This is a genomic window from Marinobacterium iners DSM 11526 (assembly GCF_900107855.1).
GTDB classification, from domain to species: domain Bacteria; phylum Pseudomonadota; class Gammaproteobacteria; order Pseudomonadales; family Balneatricaceae; genus Marinobacterium; species Marinobacterium iners.
This window is the reverse complement of sequence record NZ_FNRJ01000014.1, coordinates 57,481-82,931: the sequence shown is the minus strand read 5'-3', so window position 1 is coordinate 82,931 and position 25,451 is coordinate 57,481. Positions and strand designations below refer to the sequence as shown.

19 protein-coding genes are annotated in these 25,451 nt (G+C 53.7%); 13 read left to right on the top strand and 6 right to left on the bottom strand.

Going from position 1 to position 25,451, the window contains the following annotated elements:
* Nucleotides 1-26: 26 nt before the first annotated feature.
* From BLV48_RS14075 to BLV48_RS14060, 4 genes are all read right to left on the bottom strand, one after another.
* Complete coding sequence (locus tag BLV48_RS14075) at nt 27-1,070, bottom strand: 2Fe-2S iron-sulfur cluster-binding protein (protein ID WP_091827429.1); 1,044 nt, start codon at nt 1,068-1,070, stop codon at nt 27-29.
* A 118-nt stretch (nt 1,071-1,188) separates the two neighbouring features.
* The gene (locus tag BLV48_RS14070) at nt 1,189-2,214 is read right to left on the bottom strand and encodes a diiron oxygenase (RefSeq protein WP_091827428.1); all 1,026 of its coding nucleotides are present in this window, start codon (nt 2,212-2,214) and stop codon (nt 1,189-1,191) included.
* Nucleotides 2,215-2,657: 443 nt separating this feature from the next.
* Entirely contained in the window at nt 2,658-3,014 is a 357-nt protein-coding gene (locus tag BLV48_RS14065; RefSeq protein ID WP_091827427.1) for a DUF4870 family protein, read from the bottom strand.
* 158 nt (nt 3,015-3,172) lie between these two features.
* A complete protein-coding gene (locus BLV48_RS14060) occupies nt 3,173-7,675 on the bottom strand; it encodes an SdrD B-like domain-containing protein (protein ID WP_091827426.1) in 4,503 nt (1,500 codons plus the stop codon).
* A gap of 453 nt (nt 7,676-8,128) precedes the next feature.
* Here BLV48_RS14060 and BLV48_RS14055 point away from each other — a divergent pair, with 453 nt between their 5' ends.
* The 4 genes from BLV48_RS14055 (at nt 8,129) to BLV48_RS14040 (ending at nt 13,858) form a co-directional block, all read left to right on the top strand.
* Nucleotides 8,129-9,217, top strand: a complete 1,089-nt coding sequence (locus tag BLV48_RS14055) for an EAL and HDOD domain-containing protein (RefSeq protein WP_340147927.1) — start codon at nt 8,129-8,131, stop codon at nt 9,215-9,217.
* Nucleotides 9,218-9,435: 218 nt separating this feature from the next.
* Nucleotides 9,436-10,227 carry a response regulator transcription factor gene (locus BLV48_RS14050; RefSeq protein WP_091827424.1) on the top strand — a complete coding sequence of 264 codons (792 nt, stop codon included), beginning with the start codon at nt 9,436-9,438 and terminating at the stop codon, nt 10,225-10,227.
* 7 nt (nt 10,228-10,234) lie between these two features.
* Nucleotides 10,235-12,898, top strand: a complete 2,664-nt coding sequence (locus tag BLV48_RS14045; RefSeq protein ID WP_091827423.1) for an ATP-binding protein — start codon at nt 10,235-10,237, stop codon at nt 12,896-12,898.
* A 162-nt stretch (nt 12,899-13,060) separates the two neighbouring features.
* A complete protein-coding gene (locus BLV48_RS14040) occupies nt 13,061-13,858 on the top strand; it encodes a CLCA_X family protein (protein ID WP_091827422.1) in 798 nt (265 codons plus the stop codon).
* Here the strand turns inward: BLV48_RS14040 and BLV48_RS14035 are convergent.
* Entirely contained in the window at nt 13,849-14,163 is a 315-nt protein-coding gene (locus tag BLV48_RS14035) for a cupin domain-containing protein (RefSeq protein ID WP_217633025.1), read from the bottom strand. The genes BLV48_RS14040 and BLV48_RS14035 overlap by 10 nt on opposite strands.
* Nucleotides 14,164-14,300: 137 nt before the next feature.
* Between BLV48_RS14035 and BLV48_RS14030 the strand changes: the two genes are divergently transcribed.
* A complete protein-coding gene (locus tag BLV48_RS14030) occupies nt 14,301-14,699 on the top strand; it encodes a DUF3429 domain-containing protein (protein ID WP_254775047.1) in 399 nt (132 codons plus the stop codon).
* Nucleotides 14,700-14,743: 44 nt separating this feature from the next.
* On the opposite strand, the gene BLV48_RS14025 is transcribed toward BLV48_RS14030, so the two are convergent.
* Nucleotides 14,744-15,715: an L-threonylcarbamoyladenylate synthase gene (locus BLV48_RS14025; protein WP_091827420.1), complete on the bottom strand. Its 972-nt coding sequence runs from the start codon at nt 15,713-15,715 to the stop codon at nt 14,744-14,746.
* Nucleotides 15,716-16,101: 386 nt separating this feature from the next.
* Here BLV48_RS14025 and BLV48_RS14020 point away from each other — a divergent pair, with 386 nt between their 5' ends.
* From BLV48_RS14020 to mraY, 8 genes are all read left to right on the top strand, one after another.
* Entirely contained in the window at nt 16,102-17,634 is a 1,533-nt protein-coding gene (locus BLV48_RS14020) for a sensor domain-containing diguanylate cyclase (RefSeq protein WP_091827419.1), read from the top strand.
* Nucleotides 17,635-17,944: 310 nt separating this feature from the next.
* Nucleotides 17,945-18,397, top strand: a complete 453-nt coding sequence (gene mraZ, locus BLV48_RS14015) for a division/cell wall cluster transcriptional repressor MraZ (protein ID WP_091827418.1) — start codon at nt 17,945-17,947, stop codon at nt 18,395-18,397.
* Nucleotides 18,398-18,421: 24 nt separating this feature from the next.
* The gene (rsmH, locus tag BLV48_RS14010) at nt 18,422-19,360 is read left to right on the top strand and encodes a 16S rRNA (cytosine(1402)-N(4))-methyltransferase RsmH (protein WP_091827417.1); all 939 of its coding nucleotides are present in this window, start codon (nt 18,422-18,424) and stop codon (nt 19,358-19,360) included.
* On the top strand, nt 19,357-19,770 hold the full coding sequence (gene ftsL, locus BLV48_RS14005) for a cell division protein FtsL (RefSeq protein ID WP_091827416.1): 414 nt from the start codon (nt 19,357-19,359) through the stop codon (nt 19,768-19,770). The genes rsmH and ftsL overlap by 4 nt, the downstream gene beginning before the upstream one ends.
* Nucleotides 19,757-21,475: a peptidoglycan D,D-transpeptidase FtsI family protein gene (locus BLV48_RS14000; RefSeq protein WP_091827415.1), complete on the top strand. Its 1,719-nt coding sequence runs from the start codon at nt 19,757-19,759 to the stop codon at nt 21,473-21,475. Before ftsL ends, BLV48_RS14000 begins: the two co-directional genes overlap by 14 nt.
* On the top strand, nt 21,472-22,986 hold the full coding sequence (locus tag BLV48_RS13995; protein ID WP_091827414.1) for a UDP-N-acetylmuramoyl-L-alanyl-D-glutamate--2,6-diaminopimelate ligase: 1,515 nt from the start codon (nt 21,472-21,474) through the stop codon (nt 22,984-22,986). Before BLV48_RS14000 ends, BLV48_RS13995 begins: the two co-directional genes overlap by 4 nt.
* The gene (locus BLV48_RS13990; RefSeq protein ID WP_091827413.1) at nt 22,983-24,356 is read left to right on the top strand and encodes a UDP-N-acetylmuramoyl-tripeptide--D-alanyl-D-alanine ligase; all 1,374 of its coding nucleotides are present in this window, start codon (nt 22,983-22,985) and stop codon (nt 24,354-24,356) included. The genes BLV48_RS13995 and BLV48_RS13990 overlap by 4 nt, the downstream gene beginning before the upstream one ends.
* Nucleotides 24,357-24,360: 4 nt before the next feature.
* Nucleotides 24,361-25,443, top strand: a complete 1,083-nt coding sequence (gene mraY, locus BLV48_RS13985; protein WP_091827412.1) for a phospho-N-acetylmuramoyl-pentapeptide-transferase — start codon at nt 24,361-24,363, stop codon at nt 25,441-25,443.
* The last annotated feature ends 8 nt before the right edge of the window (nt 25,444-25,451 follow it).

Here is a 25,451-nt window from a genome sequence, read left to right as displayed (position 1 = left end):
GGATTGATTTCCGGCAGCGCTTTGTGTCACACCAGCTGAGACTTGGAAGGTGCGACCGGCGGTGCCTGATCGAAGAAGCCTTCGGTGTGGATCATCTCGGCCTGAGCACCCTGCGCCTTGACCGCTTCGATGCAGGCATCTACAAACTCCGGGCTGCCGGCGATGTAGATTGCATGCTTCGACAGGTCCGCATAAAGATCCTTGATGATGTCGGGAATACGACCGTGTTGCATTCCTTCTTTCTGTTCCCGGGTCAAAGTCGGGATGAACTTGAAGCGACGATGACGCGCATTCCACAGTTCCATCAGGCCACGGCAATAGATCTCATCTTCGGTGCGAGCCGAAAACATCAGGTGCACCGGCTGCTTGAAGCCACGGCGCAGGGCGGCATCTGCCAGACTCAGAATCGGAGCAAGGCCAGTACCGGCGGCCAGACACAGTACGGGACCATCAGTACTGGGGTCGCCAATGAAGGTGCCATAGGGGCCTGACACGTTGACCATGCTGCCGGGCTTTACTTCATCGTGAACCCAGTTGCTGGTCTTGCCATCCGGCACGCGTGTGATCTGCAGCACGATCTCGCCATCAGGGCGCGGGGCGTTGGCGATGGAATAGGAACGTGGGGTGACCGTTTTCTGGGTATCGGTCAGGCTCACATACTGACCCGGCCAGAAGCGAATCGGCTCACCAATGGGGCGCAGGCGAATTTCGGCGATACGCGGCGTCCGCTCGATGCGGTCCACGACCACGCAGCGAATATTTTCGCGCGGCGGAAACAGTTTGGGTTTGGCATCATCCGTGCCCCAGTCGATCTCAAGGGTATCGCTGAGTGGCTTGCACATGCACATCAGGCCATAGCCCTCGGCACGCTCGTCCTGAGACAGTGCCATATCCAGCACCATGCCCTGGTCGAATTCACCGCTGAGCACTTTGACCTTGCACTCGCCACAGGCTCCGGCGCGGCAATTGTTGGGCAGGGCATAGCCGGCATTTTCCAGGGTTTCCAGCACGGTCTCGCCGGTTTTGGCCTCAACCTCTTTGCCGGACGGGGACAAACGGATTGTAGTCATACGCACCTCCGGGCTCTGAATGGCTCAGTCAGCCCTGTAACAGCAGAAATTGGTAACGGAAAACAGCCGACCCGATTGGGTCGGGGCGGCTGTAAAAGCAAGCATCGGACAGGTGGGATCAGAAAATCGGAATGATATCCGCAGAATCCAGATCCGCCTGAGTCACTTCCTCACCGGTGATGTCCACTTCGGGGATCGCCGGGAACGGGGTGTCATACTTGTCCAGAACCGCTTTCAGGTTAAGCATGGCGTTGCGCCAGTTTTCGCGCTTGTCTTCGTAGGTCGGGATACCGAAGCCGGCTTCACGTGCAATGGCTTCCGCTTCACGCTGGGTAGCGATGAAGTCTTCAGGCAGATCCCAGAACTCGGCCGGCGGCTCGAACAGCACGGCAGACAGGAACAGGTAGCCTGCGCGGATCTGCTTGGTGATGATCGACTTCTCTTCCCGGGAGAGCTTCGGATAGTCGCGCTCCATCAGCGACAGGCAGATCGCCATGTGGCGGCCTTCGTCACGACCGATGTTCTTGAACGCTTCAGTGAATACCAGCTCTTCGCAGCTCTGAGACATCTGCTTGAAGATGGTGGCTGCCGCGATTTCACCCATCAGGAATGAGCTGAACAGTACGGCCAGGCTGTATTTGGGAACGGCTTTCTTGTAGCCATTCCAGTAACGACCACCGTTGTAGTACAGCCAGCGTGCATTTTTCTGCAGACGACGACCCAGTTCAGTCTTGGGTTCATATTCCAATGGGCTGGCGGACTCGAGCATTTTGGTGATCACCAGACCACACATCTGTTCGTGGTTCTGCTCGTCACGGGTGACGGAGAAGAAGCAGCGACGGATGGCATCTTCTTCGTGATCTTCGTAGGTTTTGATGAATGCTTCTGCGAAAACCGGCGGTGCAGAGGCATCAAATACAGAGAGCAGGGTCCACCAGTAGGCGATTGCTTCACGCTCTTCCCATGAGTAGCTGGAAGCGTCAAAGGTGTCCCAGGGCAGGTCTTTCGGGTTCCAGGCTTCACGCAGAGATGCATCCCAGATCTCTTCTACTTTGGAAGACTTGGTTTCCCAGCGCAGCGGGTAGATGTTCGGCTGCGGTGTTTCCGGCGGAAATTCCATGGTGTTAGCGAGTTTATCATGCATGGAGCTTACCTCTGTATCGGGGTTCTTGTTGTTTGAAAGCCCTCGCAATTTAGCACTCGTGATACATAAATCAATATTTTAAAAATACGTTATGTATCATATTGGAAAATACCTGTTTTATTGTTTATAAAAATTTAACCTATTGAAAATAAATAATATTTTATTTTTAATAAGAAGCATTATTGATTATTTTTTATGTTTTTGATCCTTTAATTGGATACTTAATAAGCTAAAAAATGTTTTTGTTTTGACTCATATCAATATTTGCAGATGTCAAAGATTCGAAGGGCGGGAGAAAAAGAGGGGTGTGCCCTGCCTTGGCAGGGCGTGGGGGGGCTTGTCAGATTAGCGGGCCAGCGTGCGATGGCCACAGATCACTGGAAGGTTTCAGGCACAAAAAAGCCGCACGTACAGGTGCGGCTTCGGTGCAACAAAATCAGAGCCTAGAACAGCCAGCCGGTGACGTTGGCAGGTGCCTGTTTCATGTCCAGCGCTTTCATGCCTTTGACACAACGAATGATTAGCCATACAACCCAGAAAAGGATGACAAACCAGCCAATGATTACCAGCGACAGGATGCTGCCGATTACCAGATAGAGAAAACCGATCCAGAATGTGCGGATCTGGAACTGGTAGTGGCGCTGCAGCCATTCCGGTGCATCACTTTTATTGATGTAGGCCATAATGACACCGATAACACCGGTTATACCAAACACAAGCCCTGCCAGATATAGAATGTATACCAGCTTGCAGCTGCCTTCGGTGGTGGGCTTTTCCGCAGTTACTACCTGCTCAGTCATATCAAAACTCCATTTCAAATTGAATATTTAAAACGCGCCATAATAACCGGGGATGCGTTTATCTCGCAATCGGTGATATGACGCTATTGCCTGTAGTTGCACAAAAGGCCACACCTTGCGGTGTGGCCTTTGTTTAATTGTTCAGATGCTGAAGTGAATCAACAAAATTGACGGCGAATGCGCGGTGACAGCATCGCTATCAGGCCCAGCAGCAATGCAGTCAACAGCAAACCGAACGGACCCATCACCGGAATGGCGGTGGGGGTCAGGTCTGAAGACCTGCGTTCACCGAAGTTCCATTCCTCACCATGCTCGTCATCTCCAACATTCACGACAAACACATCGTTGCTGTTGGCTGAGTCGGTGAAGACACTGCCTGCTGTCTCACGGCCATCGACCCAACCTGAAGGCTGTTCCTCCGTAACGGTGTACTCCACGCCCGGTTCAAGACCGCTAAATGCGTAATAGCCGCTGGTATTGGTGGTAGTGGTCCGAACGTCCCCATTACCATTACCTTCCAGACGTACGGTTACGCCGGCAATAGGAGCTTCGTCCGTATCAAACACGCCATTGTTGTTGCGGTCATGATAGACATGGCCCGAAATGCTGGCCGTGACGGTGCCGGTTCCCAGATCTCTGAGTTCACCGAAATTGTATTCGGTTGCGTCAGTGTTTGCGGGCAATGTGATGTCGCTGATCACATCATTGGTGGCAATATTGCCGCCTTCAGAGCCGGCCGTTTCTTCAGCATCAATCCAGCTGGCCGGATGCTGCTCAGTAACAGTGTAGTTACCGGGTGCCAGGTTGGTGAACAGGTATTCACCATTACCATCAGTGGTCGTTGAACGACTGACCGGGTTTTTGAAAGCATCAGTACCCGTCAGGTTAACCGTAACCCCCGCAATGGCCGGGTTCGTACCGCTGGTGTAGTTGCCGCTATCATCATTGTCGTGATAGACGCGGCCTGCAAGGCTGGATTTGACGACATCTACAGGTCCTTCGGCTTCGTTATTATCCGAATCAGTATCGATCGTATTCCCGGTCACTACCACTTCAGCGGTATTGGTGATTGTGCCACTGCCCGCAGTTAGCCGTACGGGAACAACCACTGTAGCTTCAAAATCAGAACTGACATCACCGAAATCACATTCGAAGGTGGTTTCACCTGTCACGCCGGTGCAGGTCTGGTTGCTTGCTGTACCAGAAGTGATGGCTGTAATGCTAACTGCCCCAACCAGCTCCATATTTGCCGGCAGCGAGTCTGTCAGCTTGACACCCAAACCCTCGGCCGGTCCATTGTTGCCAACACGAATCAGATAGTTGAATGGCTCAAAAACCGATACCTGTGTAGCGCTTGCAGTTTTTTCCAATACTGTCAAGTCGGCCTCGGTTTTGACCGTAGTGTTCTCCGGCTCAAAGTCATTGGCAGGTACGATGTCTGCGATGCCTGCACGGTGTTCGAGTGAGCGTGCAATAGTGTAAGGCTCAAAGGTTCCGGCTTCTTCACCTTTGAGTACCATGCGGAATTCAACCGAATCATTTACGGCCAGCAGATCTGCGACGTCGCATACGATGTCTGCATTTTCAAGATCGCTGTGATACCGGCCATACAGGGCACCGGGCAATGTCGGTAGTGGATCAGGTATCGGATCAGGCGAAGCTGTGAAGAACAGCTCGTTGACACGATCAGTGGTTTTGCCGAAGTCCCCCGGATTGGGTTGACTGGTGCACGATACACCCGCCGGCAGCCCAGGCGTGATTGCATTGCCGTTGTTGGCGTCTTCATATTCGAAACGGACAAACGACAGGCCAGAGGTTGGCAGCACGGTGTAGAGTTTGACATCTTCGGCGACGGATGGACCACGGTTTACCGTGCGCAGGGTGTAGACAACCTCATCTCCGATGGCGACCTCTCCAAGCGTACTTTCGTTGTCACGCTGGGTGCTGACCAGATCGACACGTGCCACGGCAACGTCCGTGGTGGCGAAAGAGGTATTGTTGGTGCTGTCCCACTCAGGAGTGTCGGTGGACACTGCAACATCATTTTGTAGCGTGTTGCCCTGTGTTCCATGGTTGGGGCGCACGACAACTTCTACCGTTTGTGATGCATTCCGTGCCAACGTACCCAGGTCACAGCTAAATGTATTGTTACCGGAATTAATCACGGTCTCAGAGGTGGGAGCGGAGCAGCTACCTACAGTTGGGGTTGCGGAAACAAAAGTCACGTCTTCAGGAAGAGTTTCTTCCAGCTCAACGTTGGCTGCACCAGAAGCCGACGAGGCTGCAGGGTTGCGAACCGTGATGGTATACGTCAGGTTTGTACCTGCCGCGATGGGCTCAGGGTCCTCAAGCCAAGCGGCTGTTTTGACGACAGAAATGTCGGCTTTTGCAGTAATTTCGCTAGACGCCGAGCCACAGTTGTTGCTGAAGTCTGAGTCAGCGGTGCTCGCAGAGTACGCGCAGGCCTCGTTGTTGACTCTGGTTAACGGGTCGGCGTTGCTGGTATTGCCAAGGGGGCGTACTTGAATCTCAATGCGTGCACAATCACTACCCTGAGTACACACCGGAACTGTCGGAAATGTGCAGTTCAGTGTATGGCTACCGGCATTGCCGCTCTGATGACTGGTTCCACAAATATCGTCGAGACTAGCGACAGTTGTATTTCCAGAGGAAAGCAATGTGGCGCCAAGATAGCTCTGTCCAGATGTGTGCCCGGTAAACAGGTCGGGAAAGGCATCGCTCAGGGTTACATTTGTGGCATTAGCAGTACCTGCATTTACCAACTCCAGCGTATAGGTCAATACCTCACCCGCTGCAACCGAGGCCGGCGATGCTGTTTTCGCAACAGATAGATCGGCACTATCTACAGCCTGGTAGCCGCTTACTCCGGTATGCGTTTGGCAGTTATCGCCGCTGGTGGCATCGCCATTTGATTCAGTGGGATAAACGACGCCTGCCGGCACGTTGTGGTAGCTCACGCACATCTGGTTTTGATACGGGCCGCCTTCGGTCACCACTCTCGCAGTCAGGGTCACGTCAGGTGCATTAGTACCACTCGCCAAAGGTGTGCCAGAGTAATCCCGGTTACAAACAATTGAAGCCGAGCCTGTAACTGGAGTGGTGGAGGGCGTACACGCCCAGCCGTTCGCATTGATAGCTGTAACCTCTATGCCCGCTGGCAGTGTATCGGTCATGCGCAGCTCACCGCGGAACGGAATATTGCTGTCGTTGCGTGCGCGTAATCTGTAGGTGAACGTTTCGCCGTTTACCACACGCAGTGACTCGTTCACAGACGGGCCGGTTTTGAAGCCTTGAAGGTTGAAACTTGGCGCTGCGACGGTAAGAGCTAGCGTCGCGGTGTCGTTGCTTGGGATGGCGTCTGGACTCAAACCACCAGAAGAAACAACGGTATTGCTTTGCAAGTTTGCTCCCGAGCTGAGCGCCTCCAAGTCGATCAGCACATCGCCGATCTGATAGTTAGCAACGTTGTCACCGCCACCTCCGGAGGTTCTGCTGCAGGTGATCTGTTGTCCTGCTACTGCGCAATTCCAGCCGTTTTGGGTAAAGTTCGGAGCCTGTTGGATCCCAAAGCTAGAATCAATGGTTGCAACCATTGATAGGTTGCTCGGGTCCTGGCCTGAATAAATTGGCCGCAAACGGACTTGTACCGTATCAAACTGGACAATTGTGCCTGATCCAACACGGGTCATCTCGACACGAAGGTCGCTCCCCGGTGTCGCTTCGGTGAGCACTGTCTTGGTATTGTTGCTGGAAATACCGTCAAACCCTGTACCGTTGTTGAAGCTGGCTGAACCCGTGGTTGAAACGTTACCACTGGAGGGTGTGACGATGGCGGTGATGTTTCCAATCGACCAGGTGTTTCCGTTGGACAATGCCGTACCGCTGGTGCACGTGATGACCTGGTTGCTCTGTGTACAACCCGCAGGAAGGCCACCAGTGCGTGTTACATCGGGTGATAGTGTAATCACCGCGCGTGGAGAGGGGGCGGTGTCTGGGCCGTGGTTTTCTATGGATGCGACGTAGGTCACTACGCCGCCCGACATCACCGATGCGTCACCTGTTAGCAGCATTTCCAAATCCGTACCGCTTGCAACACTCACGTTGCGTGAGCCCTGGTCATTGGTGCCCGCAGTTTCGGTGCTGGCTGCAACATTAGATGAGTAGGTTACGCTGTTGGGGGTTGAGGCTGTGATGCGTGTCTGTACATTAACAGTCGTGTCAACCGCGACGGAATAAGGGATATCATCAAGGTTACAAGTCAGGACGCCACTGTTATGACTACAACTATCAGTTGAGCCTGCCACCGAATGCCCAATGTATTCAGCAGTTCCCGGCAGGTTGATCGTGAGGACGACATTCTCGGCTGTTGTTGCGTTCAAGCTGTTTCGCAGGCTGACCTCATAGTTTACCTCTTCGCTTGCCCTAACTTGTGAGGGGTTGCCAACAATAACCGAGTCCAAAACCAGGTCAGAGGCAGTCGCAACACCAGCGGTAGCGGTAAGAGGAATTAATAGGGCGGCTTGCCGCAATAGTTTAGGCAACCGTTTGGTAATCCCTTCGGATCTTTTTGCAGAGCTTGATCGCATGTCATGTGGACAAGCAGTTGATTTTTCCAAGATCGAATGGAGGCATTTCGTCATGGCGTGTAGTCCTACTGAGTTCGAATTATCAACTCAAGAATCTACCATCGAGCAATGAAATGCCTGTTTTATTGAGGGCGAAAACGTTTGCTTGAACGACTCATTTTGGATTCTGTCCGGGGCAAGGACCGTGCCACTCAAATTAATCCATCCGCATAGTGTTAAGAGCATGTGTAAGCGTTTGAAGTAAGCAGAACTTGGTTGAAAATTTACACAAGCAAAAGTCGCCTTGAGCAAACCTGTTGGCTTTGCCTCCAAAGTTCCGATCAGGGACTTCCTTTATGATTAAGGCTGGTTTACGTCTAACATTCGTTCAGGCATCAGCTTATGTCGTCCAGTCAACACTATTGCATAGCTCTGCAGCCTATTTGTGATGCGCGCATGAGGCATGTGGCAGATGAGTTGCTCTATCGGGCCAGTGCAAATGCAAATACTGCGATTATAGATGATCAGATGATGGCCACAGCGAGGGCTTGTAATGCGGCCTTCTACGAAACCGGTATTGAATCACTGTGTGGCAGTCGCAAACTGTTTTTCAATGCACCACGTGACTGGCTGTTACAGCCGGAGTTGCTGCCACCGAATCCAGAACAGGTTGTAATCGAGGTGCTGGAAAGTGTTGAAGGCGACTCCGAGGTGCTTGCGGCGTTGCAAGGGCTTAAGGCGCGGGGGTATGCGCTGGCGCTTGATGATTTTGAACTGACACCGGCCACACGACCGTTGCTGGAGTTGGCGGATATTATCAAGCTGGATATGCTCAATCAGACCTTCAAAGAGCGCGACCTGGATGAATACCGGGCGCGGGGCATCACCTTGCTGGCGGAAAAGGTGGAAGATCTGGCAACGTTTGAGTCCTGCAAATTGCAGGGGTTTACCCTGTTTCAGGGGTACTTCTATGCACGGCCTGAAGTCAAACGGAAAACGGCAGTCAAGCGGGAGGGGCATCGAGAGGCGCAGTTGCAGATACTAAGCGAGCTGCAACACCCGGAAGTGGATTATGACAGGATCGAGCAACTGCTGGCACATGAACCACAGTTGTGTGTACGCCTGCTGCGAATGATCAATTCAGCGCATTGCAAGCGCGCCAATACTATCAGCAGTTTGCGCCAGGCAATACTTCTGTTGGGTATCGATCGGCTGCGCACACTGGTCACCACGCTGGTGCTCGCAAACGATGATCCGTGCAATATGCTGTTGTTACCACAGGCTTTGACGCGGGCTGCCATGTGTCTGCGACTGGCGGCCGGTGAATTCAATGATGACCCTGATGCCGCATTTATGGTGGGATTGCTGTCGATGGCAGACTTGATGTTGAGCGAAAGTCTGGAGTCCGTGTGTGAACAGTTGCCCTTGAGTGACGCGATCAAGCGTGCACTGATGCTGCGCACAGGAAACCTTGGCAAAGTTTTAAAGCTGGTGATTGCCTTTGAAGGTGCTGCATTGGGAGCGACGACCGATAGAGCGGTGATCCGCTTGAATCGTTACTATCTGGAGAGTTGCAGCTGGACAAGCGCCGCGTTGGCAGGGCTTTATGGTACCTGAGCTGTCAGGCGTTCATGAAAAGCAGGTGTTGCCGTGCTGATTGTAGTCGTCATGCCCATTAGCAGCATTGGTTTTGTTATAGAATAGGTTCGGTTTTTGCCCGATGGGTAAGTCTTTTGCCAGAGGGAAAAAATATAGGTTGATTACATGAAACGCTCGTTTGTGTGCGATGATTGCCGACAACACAAGCATGAACGTAATTCGGTTGGGCGTATGGAATGGATGTGCTGAAGGGAAAAAGGATACTGGTGATCGATGACGCTGAAGCGGAGCGGATGCTTATCTCAACCTATCTGCAACAATATGGTTGTCGCCTCTATCATGCGCATGATGGTGTCGATGGTGTCCATAAAGCCAAACTGCTGTCGCCAGACCTGATTTTGATGGATGTGGATATGCCGCGTTGCGATGGTTTTGCGGCATGTAAAGCGTTAAATGGTGATCCAGCTACAGCCCAGGTTCCGGTTATTTTTCTGTCTGCTTTCTCCGGTACCGAACAGCGGGTGCAGGGATTGCTGGCTGGAGCTGTGGATTTTATTGGAAAACCTTTCAGTTTTGACGAGGTACGGTTGCGACTGTCGGTCCACCTGCGGAATCGTCTGATCCAAAGCCCTCAGCATTTTACGGATGTGATGGGTGTACCTGGAACGGTGAGCGAAGTCAGCAATAATGATGGCAATCTGTATTCTGTCCTCTTTCACAGTGCCCGGGTGTATCTGTTGCGCAGCCTTGATGATGCGCCCGGTATTCAGGAGTTGGCGCGCCTGACAGGCACCAACACTAAGCGTTTGAATGCCGCTTTCAAACATTGTTCCGGAATGACTGTTTTTGAGTATCTTCGAGAGGAACGTATGAAAGAGGCATGTCAATTGCTGCGCAACACGGCATTATCCGTTGGCGAGATTGCCTGCCGGGTCGGCTTCAGTGGAAGTGCGAACTTCTCCACTGCCTTTAAAGAGCGTTTCGGCACAACCCCTTCGGCTTTTCGTCAGGCTTGTCCAGTGCAGTGAGAGTGTCATGCTTTTGGTACGCGTGATAGGACTGTTTTGTATCCTGCTGCTGGCACCGCTGCTTGCTAGGGCAGAGTCGGTTCTGGATTTAAGTGTTCAGGATTCAAAAACCAATCTGGCTAGCATGATGCAAGTGTTGGATGTGGCCTATGGCGAGCGCCATGAGCCTTACCAGATTCTTGATGAAGCGTCTTGGGTGCCGGTTGAGGATACTCCTGCGATACTGGCTGCCCCACGTGAACAATCGTCAATTTGGCTGCGGGTGGTGTTGAGTAATGACAGTGATATGCCGTTATATCGCTGGCTGGAAATTTCCCCTTGGGCTTTGGATGAAATCGATGCATGGCTGTTGGTACCGGACACCAGGCAAACTGTCGGGCATTGGCGCATAGGCGCTGATGTTCCTGTTGAAAGTCGAGAAATCAAGACGACTCGGGCGGTTGTACCTGTCAGCCTGAACGCCAAAGAGCAAGTATTGTTGTTGCTGCATGTACGCTCAAATCATCGCCCTGCTTTGGTGATTACAAGCTGGAACCCCGTTGACTTTGTTATTGCTGAGCGTGACAGGTATCAAAAGCACTCCGTTCTGTTTGCCATTGTACTGACGCTTTTTGTTGTGCTGCTGTTGCAACATAACCTGCACTACTTATTGCTTGCCTGTTGGATGTTGGCTCTATTTGTTCTTGAAGCTGAAAAAGAGGGCTATATCAGTTACCTGTTGTTCTCGGAGCAGTCGGATATCGGCCTAAATATTCGTTTTATGAGTTCTTTGCTCGAGAAGTCTCTTTTTATAGCAGTCAGTGTCTTTTTTCTGGGACTTAACAAACATCCATACTGGCGCTGGGTGCCAATAGGTGTTTTGGGTGTAACGTTTTTGGCTTCGGTAACAGGTTTCTTTCTTGATGGCGTTGCCGTACGCAGGCTTGCATCAGGAGTACACATTTTTTTTGCATTATTATGGCTGTGTATTGTGCCTGCAGCGATAAAAATTTCAGCGAGGTGGCAACCCTTTCTAATCGGGTTATTGTCACTGAACTGGCTGGTCACAACACTCCTTATTATGAGCTTTGCCCTCAATATTCACTATAGCTTAAGTTTTTCTCTGGCCAGAATCGGCATTGAGATTATGGTGATTGTGGGGCTGCTGTTGATCTACGTGCTTAAGCAGCGTGAGTATGGGCGCATGCTGGAGTTGCAGCTGCGTGAGAGTGAAAAGGCCGAGCGTGATCGCCTCGAGCGGGCGGTGGCTCAGCGGACACAGGAATTGAATCAGGCGCTTGACGCTGCGCACAAGGCGGATGCATCAAAAACAAAATTTCTAAGCCGTGTGACACATGATCTGAAGTCACCACTGACTTCCATTATGGGATATTCACAGCTGTTGAGTACGGAGCAAGGTAAAAATGGTCAAATGAGCCGTATCATTTATGACAGCGCCAGCCATATGCTTAACCTGATTAACCGTCTGATTGATTATGCACGTGATGTTACCTCGATAGAAATGAACGAGGTTGATCTATATCTGCATGCTTTTATAAATAATGTTTCGCATGAAGGCCGTATTTTGGCCGGTAAAAATAATAATGACTTCAAGCTCGAAGTTGATGAATTACTTCCGTCGGTAATTCGCTGTGATGAGACGCTTTTACGTGAGGTATTGCTTAATTTGCTGGATAACGCAGCGAAATATACGGTTAATGGTGATATTGCGCTTCGTATTTACGATAGGAATACACACGAGAGTGAGAAAGGGTCCGTGCTTCAGTTGGTGTGTGAGGTTGAAGATACAGGGTGTGGTATAGATGCCGAAGAGCATGATCAGCTGTTTGACCCGCTTTTTCGAGTGTCTGATAAGGGGGAGGGAACCGGCCTTGGGCTGGCTATTGTCAAAGAGTTGGTCGAGCGAATGGGGGGGGATATTTTCTTGAGCAGTGTGCCAAATAAAGGTACCTGCGTGCGTTTCACTGTGCCGGTCAAACCGGGTAGAGAAGATGCAGGCATTGCTGTGCTTAAAAGCCCGACTCGAATGTTGCCTTTGTATAATGCCGATGGCCTTGAGGCTTGGGTGGTTGAAGATTCTGAACAGATTCGTCATTTACTGTACATGGAGCTGTCAGAGCTAGGCTTTACAGTTGTAACGTTCGCCGACGCGGAGTCAGCGATCAATGCTTTGCAGGCTAAGAACACAATGCCGGACATCATTCTGACTGATTATCGTTTGCCAAAGGCGTCAGGTGGTGCCGTCCTCGAGGCGGCGCGAGCAATAGACCCTCTGGTGCCGGTACTGCTGTTATCAGCTACCTGGTACTTGCAACCGGAACGCCAAGAAACGGGAGAGTGTTACACCGCCTTGCTGGGCAAGCCGGTGGACCTGGCTCTGCTGCGTCATGAGGTTGCTCGTGCGTGTGGATTGGCTGACATACAAGCGTCGAACTCTTCGGAAGCGCATTCTTCAGGTAGTGTGACGGCCTCAAGTATTGTTATAAATGAGGATTCCATTCAACAGCTGGAAGTGTGGCTGGAGTTGGGTGCTGTTACTGATATAACCGAATGGTGTGAACAACTGGGCAAGCAACATCCAGAAAGTGCTTGTTTCGCCGAAGAGTTGAGCGCGTTGGCGCAAAGGGGAGATTTCAAAGCCATTCACAGGCGACTTTTGGAGTTGAGTTGATCTTTAGTTCCTCCTGCAAAAATAAGCAGCAAAAGCTGGCGCGGGCCCTGAATCAAAAGTGCGCGCAGTTCTGTGGTCGCTGTATGCGTGTTCTAATGCTGGAAACCCTTTTGATATTCAGGCAGGCTTTCCGGCGTCTTAAGGTCTTGTGCAAGTAATGTGATGGCAGCACCTCGTAATTCCAGTCGTACTTTCTACCGCCGTGGTCCAGAGCATCGCTTTGGTGAAATCATCAATTTCGCCGACATCCGCAAACGTTATGACTTTCGTTCCATTGAAATCGGTCGCTGGGTAACACGAGACGAAAACGAACAGGCCGCAGCCCATTTCTACGATGCGTTGGGTGACCTGATGACAATCTTGAATGGACCTGAGGCACTTATCTCGCTGCGTGGTACGCTGGCTTTTCAGTATGGTATCGGTGGGCGCCCGGGCGTGGCTGCCCATTACACACCGTCCACACGCTGTTTCTCGCTGGCGAAGAATGCGGTCCCTGGTAGCATTGCACATGAGTGGTTCCATGCCCTCGATCACTATCTGGCTGACAAATGCTTCGGTGATGCACCCAAAGGCATGTTTGCCTCGAAAGCCTGGTTGCATGACGCTACGCCCGTGCCGCATCCTTTGAATGATTGCCTGTTTGCTTGCTTCAAGGCGATCATGCTGGACCAGTCGGGTGAAGGCCCCAGCGAGCTCTGTCGCGCCTCCATGGCGATGGACCGGCAGCTGAACGGCCTCTACTACAGCCTCCCGGAAGAGATGTGCGCGCGAGCCTTTGAGGCATTTGTGCAGGATCAGCCGATCCGTAATCACTTCCTGGTCAAGGGTAGCCGTTCTTCAAAAGAGGCTCGCCTTGGGCTGTTTCCGCAAGGCGAGCAGCGGCAGAGAGTTCATCAAGCCTTTCGGGACTATTTCGATCTGTTGGGCACGGGGCTCAAGCGCATTTGTCATCATGTGTAAAACACGGCCAGCCAAACGGTGACCTGCATGGGGTCAGTCCAGCTCACTTTGTGGTGGGTGTGAGCAGGGATATTCAGATAGTCGCCCGGTTTCAGGTTGATGACATCACTGTTGGCAAAGGTTAGTTCTCCAGCCCCCTGCAGAACAATAACCCACTCATGTTCATGTTGATCATACCAACCGGTTTCGGGTGAAGTCTGTCCAGTGGACAGAATGCGCTCAATACGAATGCTGCCCGAGCTTAGTAGATTGGAAAAGACCTCTTCAGGCAGCTGGCTGAGGATGTTGTTGTATATATTCGGCACGTTAGAGTCCTGGCTCAGAAACATAAGGTGGGTGGCAAGAAGCCTACAACATGACAATACGGCTTCCGCATGACCGAGTGAACCAAATCCGGCAGCTGTCGTATCGGTATAAACGCCAACACACTGATAACATGCTCATGAACAAAACAGCCTATCTACTTGGTTTGTCCGGTTTGATTCCCTTTGTCGGGTTAACAGTACTGATGCATCAGTCTTGGGCAGTTACTTACTTCCTGTCATACAGCGCGGTAATTCTGTCGTTTCTGGGCGGGATTCATTGGGGCGTGGCACTGCAAGACGACAAGTGGAGCAATAGCTGGCGGCTTTGTCTGTGCATGCTCCCCAGTTTGCTGGGGTGGGTGGCCTTGCTGTTGCCAGTTGCGCTGGCGTTTGCGCTGCTTTTTGTAGCCTACGCGCTTTGGTGGGGGTACGACTACAGTCAGGTGAAAAACGGCGATTATCGGCAGTTAAGACGCTGTCTTAGTATTGTGGTTTTGGTGTGCCATGGTAGCTGGATGTTTTTCGTGATTTTTTGATCACTGATCCCGCTCTATCCAGCTCAAGCAGCAGTTCGCACCAGTCAGTTGGCAGCGGCGCGACTCAGACGGTCCCATATATCAGCCCAGGCGGGATCTTTGGGTGGTGCTTCGACCCATAGCTGGGTTACACCGTCACAATCGGCTTCGTACAGGGCGGCATACAGTGCCTGACGATAGCCTTGATGATCAGCCGGCATCACCTTCAGGTGCTTGCAAGGCAGTGATCTCAGTGCTGTTGAATACACCAGCGCACCTGAGTGCGGGGCTGCTGATGCAGCCAGGGCCGTTATCTCGTCAGTCTTACAGAGCGTGATGCGGGCATTGGGTTGATAGTGAATTTTCTTGTTGCCGGAGACAGCGTGCTCATGGCTGCTCGGAGTGCGCACCGGTACCTGCAGATAGGGCTGGAGCATCTCTGCTGAGATGGGGCCGCTTCGCAGAATTTCTGCACTGTGTTCATCCACACGCAAAATGGTCGATTCCGTGCCGACACCGCAGGGACCGCCGTCAAGCACGGCTGCAATCATCCCGTCCATGCTGGCCAGTACCTGTTCCGCACTGGTGGGACTGAGTTTCTGGTACGGGTTGGCCGACGGAGCGGCGACAGCAATATCGAAGCGTTGCAGTAATGACAGCAGCACCGGGTGATCGGGCATACGCACTCCGATCGTTGGCAGGCCGCCGGTAATGACATCTGAGACATCCGGATGGCGATCAAAAATCAGTGTCAGTGGGCCAGGCCAAAACGCTGCTGCCAGAGGGGCGACCCAGTCAGGCACGGTTTTGACCCAGCGTGGCAGCTGATCAAGTGAGGCGATGTGCGTAATAAGCGGATGGTTGGTCGGGCGCCGTTTCGCGGCAAAAATCTTTGCTACCGCCTCGGGGTTTGAGGCATCGGCAGCCAGCCCGTATACCGTCTCTGTCGGCACGGCGACCAGCTCGCCAGCCAGCAACAGTTCGCCGGCACGTTGCAGGTGGTCGGGGTTTTGAGCGCTGAGTCTTTCTGTCTTCATGGATCACACCAGTAACGGACTGGTAATTATTGTAACATTGGACGCGTCGCGAGCATCCATTTCATACTGCTCCTGGTGTTAAAAAGTCGCTGCTCAAAAGGCGTTACTGTAGTCGGGGTATGGGGTTGAGGAGTGTTTCAAGTGTTTCGAACAGATAAATGGCGTAATCACAGGGCTGTGTGCGCTCCTGTCGCGATTTTGGCGAACGCTCCGCAAATTGAATGAATCGTGTCCACAACGGTTTAATGTTGCTGCTGCAGCCGTTGTCGCAATTTGATGTCATGATATTTATGCGGTCAAATAGGGTGTTCCGGTTTCCGGTTGTGTATCGTTTTGCGAGTATCTGAATTGAACCGTTCTGCCTCAGATAAAATGGAGATTTTACGATGACAGACAAGGTTGACTGGCGTGGTAAATACAGAGCGCTGGCACTTGAGGTGGAGCAGCATGAGCAGCAGCGCTCACAGGCGGCTGACTGTCTTCGCAGCCTGGCCGTTCAACTTGACTTGGCGGCGCATGGCGAATCGGCTGAGCTTGACCAGTTGTTGGCATCGCTGGTGACTGAGTTGCAGACTGGCAAGCTGGATAAAGTGCCAGAGTTGCTGCGCAAAACCGAAAAACATGTCCGTCTGCTGGATGAAACACGGGCGCAGCAGGCCAGGCAGCTGATCAAACGCATCGATGAGTGGGGGCTGTTGTTGCAGGGTACGGCTGAAAGCGAGGAAGGGGGGGTGGTTGAAGTCAGGCAAAAGCTTGCCGGTGTGGCTAACAACATGCGGCAGTTGCCGGGGCTGATTGATACGCTTTTGACCTTCCAGCGACAGATTAGTCGTTCTGACGTTGGTGCTGTAAGCACTGATGATTTGGCGCAACTAAACGATGTGATCAGCAAGCGTATGGCTCAGCGATTGCTTGAGCTGATTCAGCTGTTCAATGTACCTGTCCAGCATCGAGCACGTACCCACGAATTGATCAGTCGCCTGGAGGCGGGCCCTGGTCCGGAAGAGCTGGAACGCTGTCTTGAGGAAGTTTCCGCCTTGGCGCGGACCTGCGGAGGTAGTACAGGGGAGGATATTCAGGCCTATCTTGTGGGGTTGAATGAACAGCTTGCCTATCTGCGCAGCTTTCTGGACAGGGCAGAAACGGCTGATGTGGTACAGCTTAAGCGCAATAATCTGCTGGACCAGACGGTGCGCCATGATGTTCATAAAATCAGTCAAGCGGTCAAACAGACCAGTGACATCAATGAGTTGAAAACGGCTGTCAGTACTCAGCTGGCAAGCTTGATCAAAGCGGTTGATACACACAAGAAAGCGGAAAATCAGCATGTCGCCGAACTGCAGCGGGAGCGGAAGATCCTGTTGAGTCGCCTTGAGGAGATGGAGTCGAAGGCTGCCGGGTTCCGCAGAAGTGCGGAAGAAGCGCATATGAAGTCGCGTACCGATCCGCTCACGGGATTGGCGAATCGGTTTGCCTATGACCAGCAACTTGCGAATGAAATTGCGCGCTATCAGCGCTACGGCACACCTTTCGCTCTTTGTGTTGCTGATATCGACTTTTTCAAACGCATTAACGACCAGTATGGTCACCTGGCGGGCGACAAGGTGCTGCGGCTGATGGCCAAAGTGCTGCGCAGCAGTTTGCGCGGGGTTGATTTTATTGCTCGCTTTGGCGGCGAAGAGTTTGTCATTTTGATGCCGTCGACCGGTGGGGAGTCCGCCCGTCAAGCGGCCGAGAAGGTGCGCAAGGCTGTTGAGCAAAGCCCGTTCAATTTCCAGAGTCGCCCGGTACACATCACGATCTCAATCGGTGTGGCAGAGGTCGTGTCTGACGATACAGCCGAATCCCTGTTTGGTCGTGCAGACAGCAACCTGTACGCGGCCAAAAGCAATGGCAGAAACAAGGTTGTGATGCACTGAACCTTGCTCTTGGGCCGCGAATCTCTCGTGGCTTGAGATCAATAGCTGTCGTCTCTCCCACCAACGCTTTGACGCCCGTCCCACTTTTACACCTGCAACCTCATGTTTCCTATCAGCTTCCTGTGCAGGTCGCATGCTGCATGGGCTGTAGCTATTTTCGGTCAGGCAGGACGTGGCCTCGATCTCATCTGATAACCACACCCTTTTCACTTGTTTTCGACCTTGCATCTACTGTGCTTACTACCTATAGTGTCGCGTAGTGGGAAAAAGTGGTTAAAAGTGGGCTATTTGGGGAAAGACAGTGGGCGTCATGTTCCGCGGAGTCAATCCGATCAATCTCGATGCCAAGGGCCGAATGGCGCTTCCGGCACGCTATCGCGAGTCGGTACACAGCCATTGTGACGGCCGTATGGTGGTGACGATTGATACCGAAGACAAATGCCTGCTGCTTTATCCTCAGCCCGAGTGGGACGAAATTCAGGCCCGCATTGATGCGCTGCCGAGTTTTAACAAGGCGGTGCGTCGCATTCAGCGTCTGTTGACCGGTCATGCGACCGATCTGGAGTTGGATGCTAATGGGCGCATGTTGCTGCCGGCACCGCTGCGAGAGTATGCGCAGCTGGACAAGAAGATTGTGCTGTTGGGGCAGGGCAACAAGTTTGAGATCTGGAGTGAAGAGCTCTGGAACAGTACGCGTGACGAATATTTGCAGGCTGATGAGGATGAAGAGATCCCCCAGGAACTGCAGTCACTGTCACTTTAACGCACTCCCAGGTAACGGGGCAGCATGAGTCAGACATTCAGCCATACCACAGTTCTGTTGGAAGAGGCGGTCAAGGAGCTGGTAACAGATCCGGAAGGCTTCTACATCGACGGCACCTTCGGCCGTGGCGGTCACAGTGCGCGTATCCTTGCAGAGCTTTCTGCAGGCGGTCGTCTCATGGCCATCGACAAGGACCCCGAAGCAATCAGCTTTGCCGCTGAGCGCTTTGCCGGTGAGCCTCGATTCAGTATCGAACATGGTTCTTTTGCACAGCTCCAGTCCTTTGTTGAGCAGCGTGGCTTGATGGGGCAGGTCACTGGCGTGCTGCTGGATTTGGGGGTCAGTTCGCCTCAGCTGGATGATCCTGAGCGAGGTTTTAGCTTCGTCAACGACGGTCCGCTTGATATGCGCATGGATATCAGTAGCGGTGAGAGTGCCGCAGACTGGATCAATCGTGCTGATGAGCAGGAAATCGCGGATGTGATGTATCGCTACGGCGAAGAGCGTTTTTCAAGGCGTATGGCGCGCGCAATCGTGGCTGAACGAGAGCAGGCTCCCATTACCACAACGGCACGGCTGTCAAAAATCATTGCAGAAGCCAACCCTCGCTGGGAAAAAGGCAAAAATCCTGCGACGCGTGCCTTTCAGGGCATTCGCATCCACATTAACCGTGAACTGGATGATGTGGAACAGTGCCTGGATCAGGCGCTTGAGGTGTTGGCTCCAGGGGGCAAGCTGGTCGTGATCAGCTTTCACTCGCTGGAAGACCGGATTGTGAAGCGCTTCATTCGTCGTCACGTTAAAGGGGATGAGCACTTGCCGCCAGGTGTGCCGGTGACCGATGCGATGATGAAACGACGCCTTAAATCGGCAGGGAAGGCTGTAAAGGCAGGTAAGGATGAGTTGAACCAGAACCCCAGGGCACGCAGTGCTGTAATGCGTGCCGCCATCAAACTGGCATGAAGCTTGGTTTTGGCACACCCGTCTGGTTGACGGCCGAGTTCTGGCAGGAGTGGCTTGGGTCTGCGCGGCGCAGGCTGTTGCCGCAGCGCGCAAAAGGGGAACCTGAGCAGCGAATGGTAAGCGGAGGTGAGTTGCTGGTGCCGGCGTTGCTGGTGACGGGGCTGACCTTGGCGGTGATGATCAGTGCGATGGCGGTCATTTTTTCGGCCTATGAATACCGCCGTCTGTTTAACCAGCACCAGATTCTGGTGCAGCAATGGGACGAGTTACAGGTGGAGTGGGGGCAGTACCTGCTGGAGCAGAGTGTATGGTCCTCGCACCATCGGATAGAGTCGCTGGCGGCCAGTGAAATGGATATGGTCGTGCCGGAAACAGAAGCAATCGAGATCATACGTCATGAGCAAAAGTGAAGACCCGATCATACAGACCCATGCAGCCAGAAGCTGGCGGATCTGGCTGGTTGTGTTTTTGCTGGCACTGATCGTGGCGGGTATTACTTCAAAACTGTTGTCACTCTACGGTGATGATCAAGCCTTTCTGCGCAGTCAGGGCGATGCTCGAACGCTGCGAACCATGTTGATTCCGGCTCATCGTGGGCTGATTACGGATCGCAACGGTGAACCGTTGGCGGTGAGTGCACCGGTTGCAACCATCTGGGCAGACCCGTTGCGAACCGACCTGCAGCACGGCGGACTGACCCGTTTGGCCCAGTTGCTTGATATGAAGCCGCACGAACTCAAGTCGGTGCTGACAGCAAACCCCGAGCGCCGCTTTCTCTATCTGAAACGACAGGTAACGCCCGAGCTGGCAGAGGCCGTTGAGGCACTGGGTATTCCGGGTGTGCATGCAGACCGTGAATACAAGCGCTACTACCCGGCAGGAGAGGTGGCAACCCACCTGATCGGTTTTACCAACGTGGATGGTGAAGGTCAGGAGGGGCTTGAGCTGGCTTATAACCACAGCCTGAGGGGCGAGCCTGGGCGCAAGCTGGTGCTCAAAGACCGTGTGGGGCGTACCATCAAGCATATCCGCTCACTGCAGGATGCCGATGCTGGAAGCGATCTGCAGTTGAGTATTGATCTGCGCCTGCAGTACATGGCCTACCGCGAGCTTAAGGCAGCGGTGGAGTCGCATCGTGCTGATGCCGGCTCTGCCGTGGTACTGGATGTTAAGACCGGAGAAGTTCTGGCGCTTGTGAATCAGCCATCCTACAACCCCAATGACCGTTCGGAACTCAAGACGGATGCGTTGCGTAACCGGGCACTGACGGACCTGTTTGAACCGGGCTCCACCATGAAGCCCTTGACTGTGGCAGCAGCCATGATGAGTGGCCAGTATACGCGTGATTCCATCATCGATACTTCACCCGGATACATTCGAGTGGGTGGCGCCAGCATCAAGGATCATCGCAACTACGGCAAGCTGGATCTTACCGGGATCATCACCAAATCGAGCAACGTGGGAGTGACCAGACTCGCACTCGAAATGCCGCATGATACCGTTCGCAACCTGCTGCACAATGTGGGCCTTGGCCGAGATACCGGCACAGGCTTTCCCGGTGAACGTACCGGAGTGTTGCCGTTCCTGGCGGAGCGTCAGCGTGTTGAACGTGCAACCATGTCCTATGGCTATGGTCTTTCCACCACGCTTTTGCAGCTGGCACAGGCGTATGTTCCATTAGCGGCCGACGGCATCATGCGACCGGCAACGCTGCTGAAACAGACTCAGACACCCGCTGGCACCCGGGTTTTGCCGCCGGGTGTGGGGCCTCAGGTGCTGGATATGCTTGAAACCGTCATAAGTGCAAAAGGTACGGGCCGACGGGCAGCGGTTGAAGGCTATCGTGTCGGTGGCAAGACCGGAACGGTTCACAAGGCGAGCGGCGGCGGTTATGCCGAAGACAAGTATGTGTCGGTGTTTGCAGGGGTTGCACCTCTGACCAACCCGCGTCTGGTTATCGCGGTGATGGTCGACAACCCAAAAGGGCAGGAATATTACGGCGGGTTAGTAGCGGCACCAATATTTTCGCGTATCGCAGCCGGCTCTCTGCGGCTTTTGAATGTGCCGCCAGATAAATGGCCTGAACCTCCATCAACTCATGTGGCGATGCAATGAATCAGTATTCTCAATCATTGCTCACATTACTGCCGCAGGCGTGTGCAACGCTTGCGGCTTTGCCGTCTGATCGCAGTGTGAATGTCAGTGGTCTGGCGCTGGACAGTCGTCGGGTTAAACCTGGCGACCTGTTCTTTGCGCGTGCAGGTATCAATCATCGCGGTGCTGACTTTATCGCGGATGCGGTCAAGCAGGGTGCTGTTGCGGTGATGGTACAGCATGGCGTACTGGACAGCGCCGAACGAGCCGAGGTTTCCGTTCCGTTGCTGGAGGTTGATAACCTGGACCAGGTGATAGGTCAGGTGGCGAGCCGCTTTCATGACCGGCCCAGCCGGCATCTGAAGGTGGTCGGCATAACCGGTACCAACGGCAAGACTTCCTGCAGCAGCTATCTGGCACAGGCACTCGAGTCGTTGGGGCATCGCTGTGCCGTAATCGGCACCCTTGGCAACGGTTTTGTCGATGATTTGCAGCCGGCAACCCATACCACGCCCGATCCCATCGCGCTGCAGGCATTGCTGGCCCAATTTCGGCTTCAGGGTGCCGAGTACGTGGTGATGGAGGTGTCCAGCCATGCACTGGACCAGAAGCGTGTGTCTGGGGTGCATTTTACGGCGGCAGCGTTTACCAACCTAACCCGGGACCATCTTGATTATCATGGTGACATGGCTCGCTATGGCGATGCCAAGGCGCGTCTGTTTGCAGACTATGCGCCGCCGCTGCAGGCAATCAATCTGGATGATGTGTTTGGTCGCACCTTGTTTGATCGTCAAGCCAGCGAATCGTCTTGTGTTCTCGGTTTCGGCAGTGTCGAGCCTGGAGTTGATGTGGCTGCCGGTCAGCTGGAGTTTGATGCCAGCGGCTGCCGGTTTGAGCTTACAACCCCTCAGGGTCATCAGCGAGTGCATTCGGCCCTGCTGGGCAGCTTTAACGTCAGTAATCTGCTGCTGAGTGCAACCCTTCTGCAGCTGATGGGTTTCAATCTTGAGCAGATCGCGTCAGCCCTTGGTGCAGTCAGGCCGGTGGCCGGACGTATGGAGTGTTTACCTCAGGCCGAAGGGCAACCGCTGGTCGTTGTTGATTATGCCCATACCCCGGATGCGCTCGCGCAGGCATTGCAGGCGTTGCGCCTGCACCAGCCTGGCAGTGGGCATCTCTGGTGTGTATTTGGCTGTGGCGGTGATCGTGACCGGGGCAAGCGGCCTGAAATGGGCGCTGTTGCAGCAAAGCTTGCCGATCGGCTGGTGCTGACCAGTGATAATCCACGCAGTGAACCACCCGAGCAGATCATTCGTGAGGTTATGGCAGGGGTGCCTGCGACTGCGCGCCTGCATGTGGAGCAGGATCGTGCAGCTGCCATTCGCTGGGCTGTGAGTCATGCCGGTCCCGGTGATCTCGTACTGATTGCCGGAAAAGGGCATGAAAACTATCAGGAAATAGATGGAACACGCCACCCATTCAGTGATCATGAACACGCCTTGCGTGTATTGAAACAGGGAGCTGATGTATGATGCGCGCCTTCGAACTGGATGAGCTCAAGCAGGTGCTCGGAGCGCATCTCCAGGGAGAGAACAGGACCGTCGCAAGGGTTGTCACGGATAGCCGGCAGTTGCAGTCGGGTGATCTGTTTGTGGCATTGAAGGGCCCTAATTTTGATGGTCACGATTTTGTCGGTGCTGCCGAGTTGAAGGGGGCTGAGGCCGTGGTTGTGAGTCAGTTGATGAACACAACCCTGCCTCAGTTGGTTGTCACCGACACCCTAAAGGCATTGGGGCAGCTGGGCGGATACAACCGCTCGCTGTTCCGTGCACCCGTGTTTGCCGTCACAGGAAGTGGCGGCAAAACCACGGTGAAAGAGATGCTGGCACGGCTATTGGCCACCAGCGGCAAGGTATTGGCAACCAGGGGTAACCTGAATAACGAAATCGGCGCCCCGCTGACGCTGCTGGAGCTGTCACCCGAGCATGAGGCCGCCGTGATCGAACTGGGAGCCAGTGCACAGGGCGAAATTGCTCGCACCACAGCCATGACCCGCCCTGATGTGGCGATACTCAATAATGCGATGGGGGCCCATCTGGAAGGCTTTGGCGGCCTTGAGGGTGTGGTGCGTGCCAAGGGCGAAATTTTTGAAGGGCTGCCCGAAGGTGGCGTGGGGGTTGTCAATCTGGACTCGCCCCATGCCTCGGCCTGGATTGAGCGCCTGCAGCGTCTGAAACGTCGCATGATCAGCTTTGGCGTCGAAAATGGCGCTGCCGATGTCAGTGCCTCAAAGCTGGAGATGAATGCGGATGGCAGTTGGCGTTTTGTGCTGGATGACGGTACAGAACAGCTGCCGGTATCGTTGAAGTTGCTGGGGCGCCACAACGTGGCCAATGCAACGGCGGCGGCGGCGGCGTGGGTGGCGGCAGGGAGACCGTTGTCAAAAATTGCCGGTGTACTGGATCAGTGCCGGTCGGTGGCGGGGCGTCTCAGTCCACATCGCCTTGACAGCGGCGCGTTGGTGATTGATGACAGCTACAACGCCAATGCCGATGCGGTAAAGGCAGCCATCGATCTGCTGGCCCAGCTGCCAGGGCATCGTGTGCTGGTACTGGGTGACATGGCAGAGCTGGGCGAGCAATCGAAACAGCTGCATGCCGAAGTGGGTCGCTATGCAGCCGAGCGTGATATTGATCAGCTGCTGGTAACCGGCCCTGCCATGCGTGCAGCGGCCAATGCCTATGCGGCGATCCGGCAGGGAGCCGAGCATTTTGCGACACAAACACAACTGATAACACATATTCAGGCACTGCCGCAGGAACAGCTGACCCTTCTGGTCAAGGGCTCGCGCAGTGCCGCAATGGACAGGGTAGTTGCGGCCTTGTTGAAAGGGGATAACTGAAACCATGCTTTTGTTGCTCGCTGAATACCTGTCACAGTTTTATACCGGCTTCGGGGTGTTCCGCTACATCACCCTGCGCGGCATCATGGGAATCCTGACCGCTCTGGGCCTGTCGCTCTTTCTGGGTCCCTGGTTGATTACGCGCCTTAAGGAAAAACAGATCGGTCAGGCGATCCGTTCTGACGGCCCCCAATCACATCTGAGCAAAGCGGGAACGCCTACCATGGGGGGGGCTCTGATTCTGCTCTCCATCGCCATCAGTACGTTGCTGTGGAGCGATCTGACCAGCCGCTATGTCTGGGTGACGTTGATTGTAACGCTGATCTTCGGTGCCGTCGGCTGGGTGGATGACTGGCGCAAGGTGATCGAGAAGAACCCACGCGGTTTGCCTGCACGCTGGAAGTATTTTTGGCAGTCGATTGGCGGGCTGGGTGCCGCCGTAGTGCTGTACATGACGGCGCAGTCACCAGTGGAAACCCAGCTGATTTTGCCGTTTTTCAAGGATGTCGCCATTGATATGGGGATTTTCTTCATTGTCTTCACCTACTTCGTCATTGTGGGCAGTTCCAATGCGGTCAACCTGACCGATGGCCTTGATGGCCTGGCGATCATGCCGACGGTGATGGTGGCGGCGGCGCTGGCCGTATTTGCCTATCTGAGTGGTCACGTTCAGTTTGCCAACTATCTGCACATTCCATACGTGGCTGGCTCCGGTGAGTTGATCATCTTTTGTGGTGCCATTGTTGGGGCCGGTCTGGGCTTTCTTTGGTTCAACACCTACCCGGCTCAGGTGTTCATGGGTGACGTAGGCGCCCTGTCACTGGGTGCGGCTCTGGGGGTGATTGCCGTCATCGTGCGGCAGGAGCTGGTACTGGTGATCATGGGCGGGGTGTTCGTGATGGAAACCATCTCCGTGATTCTGCAGGTAGCTTCATTCAAGCTGACCGGGCGGCGTATTTTTCGCATGGCGCCGATCCATCACCATTTTGAATTAAAGGGCTGGCCGGAACCGCGGGTCATCGTGCGTTTCTGGATCATCACTGTGGTGCTGGTGTTGATTGGTCTGGCGACATTGAAGATTCGTTAACGATAGTT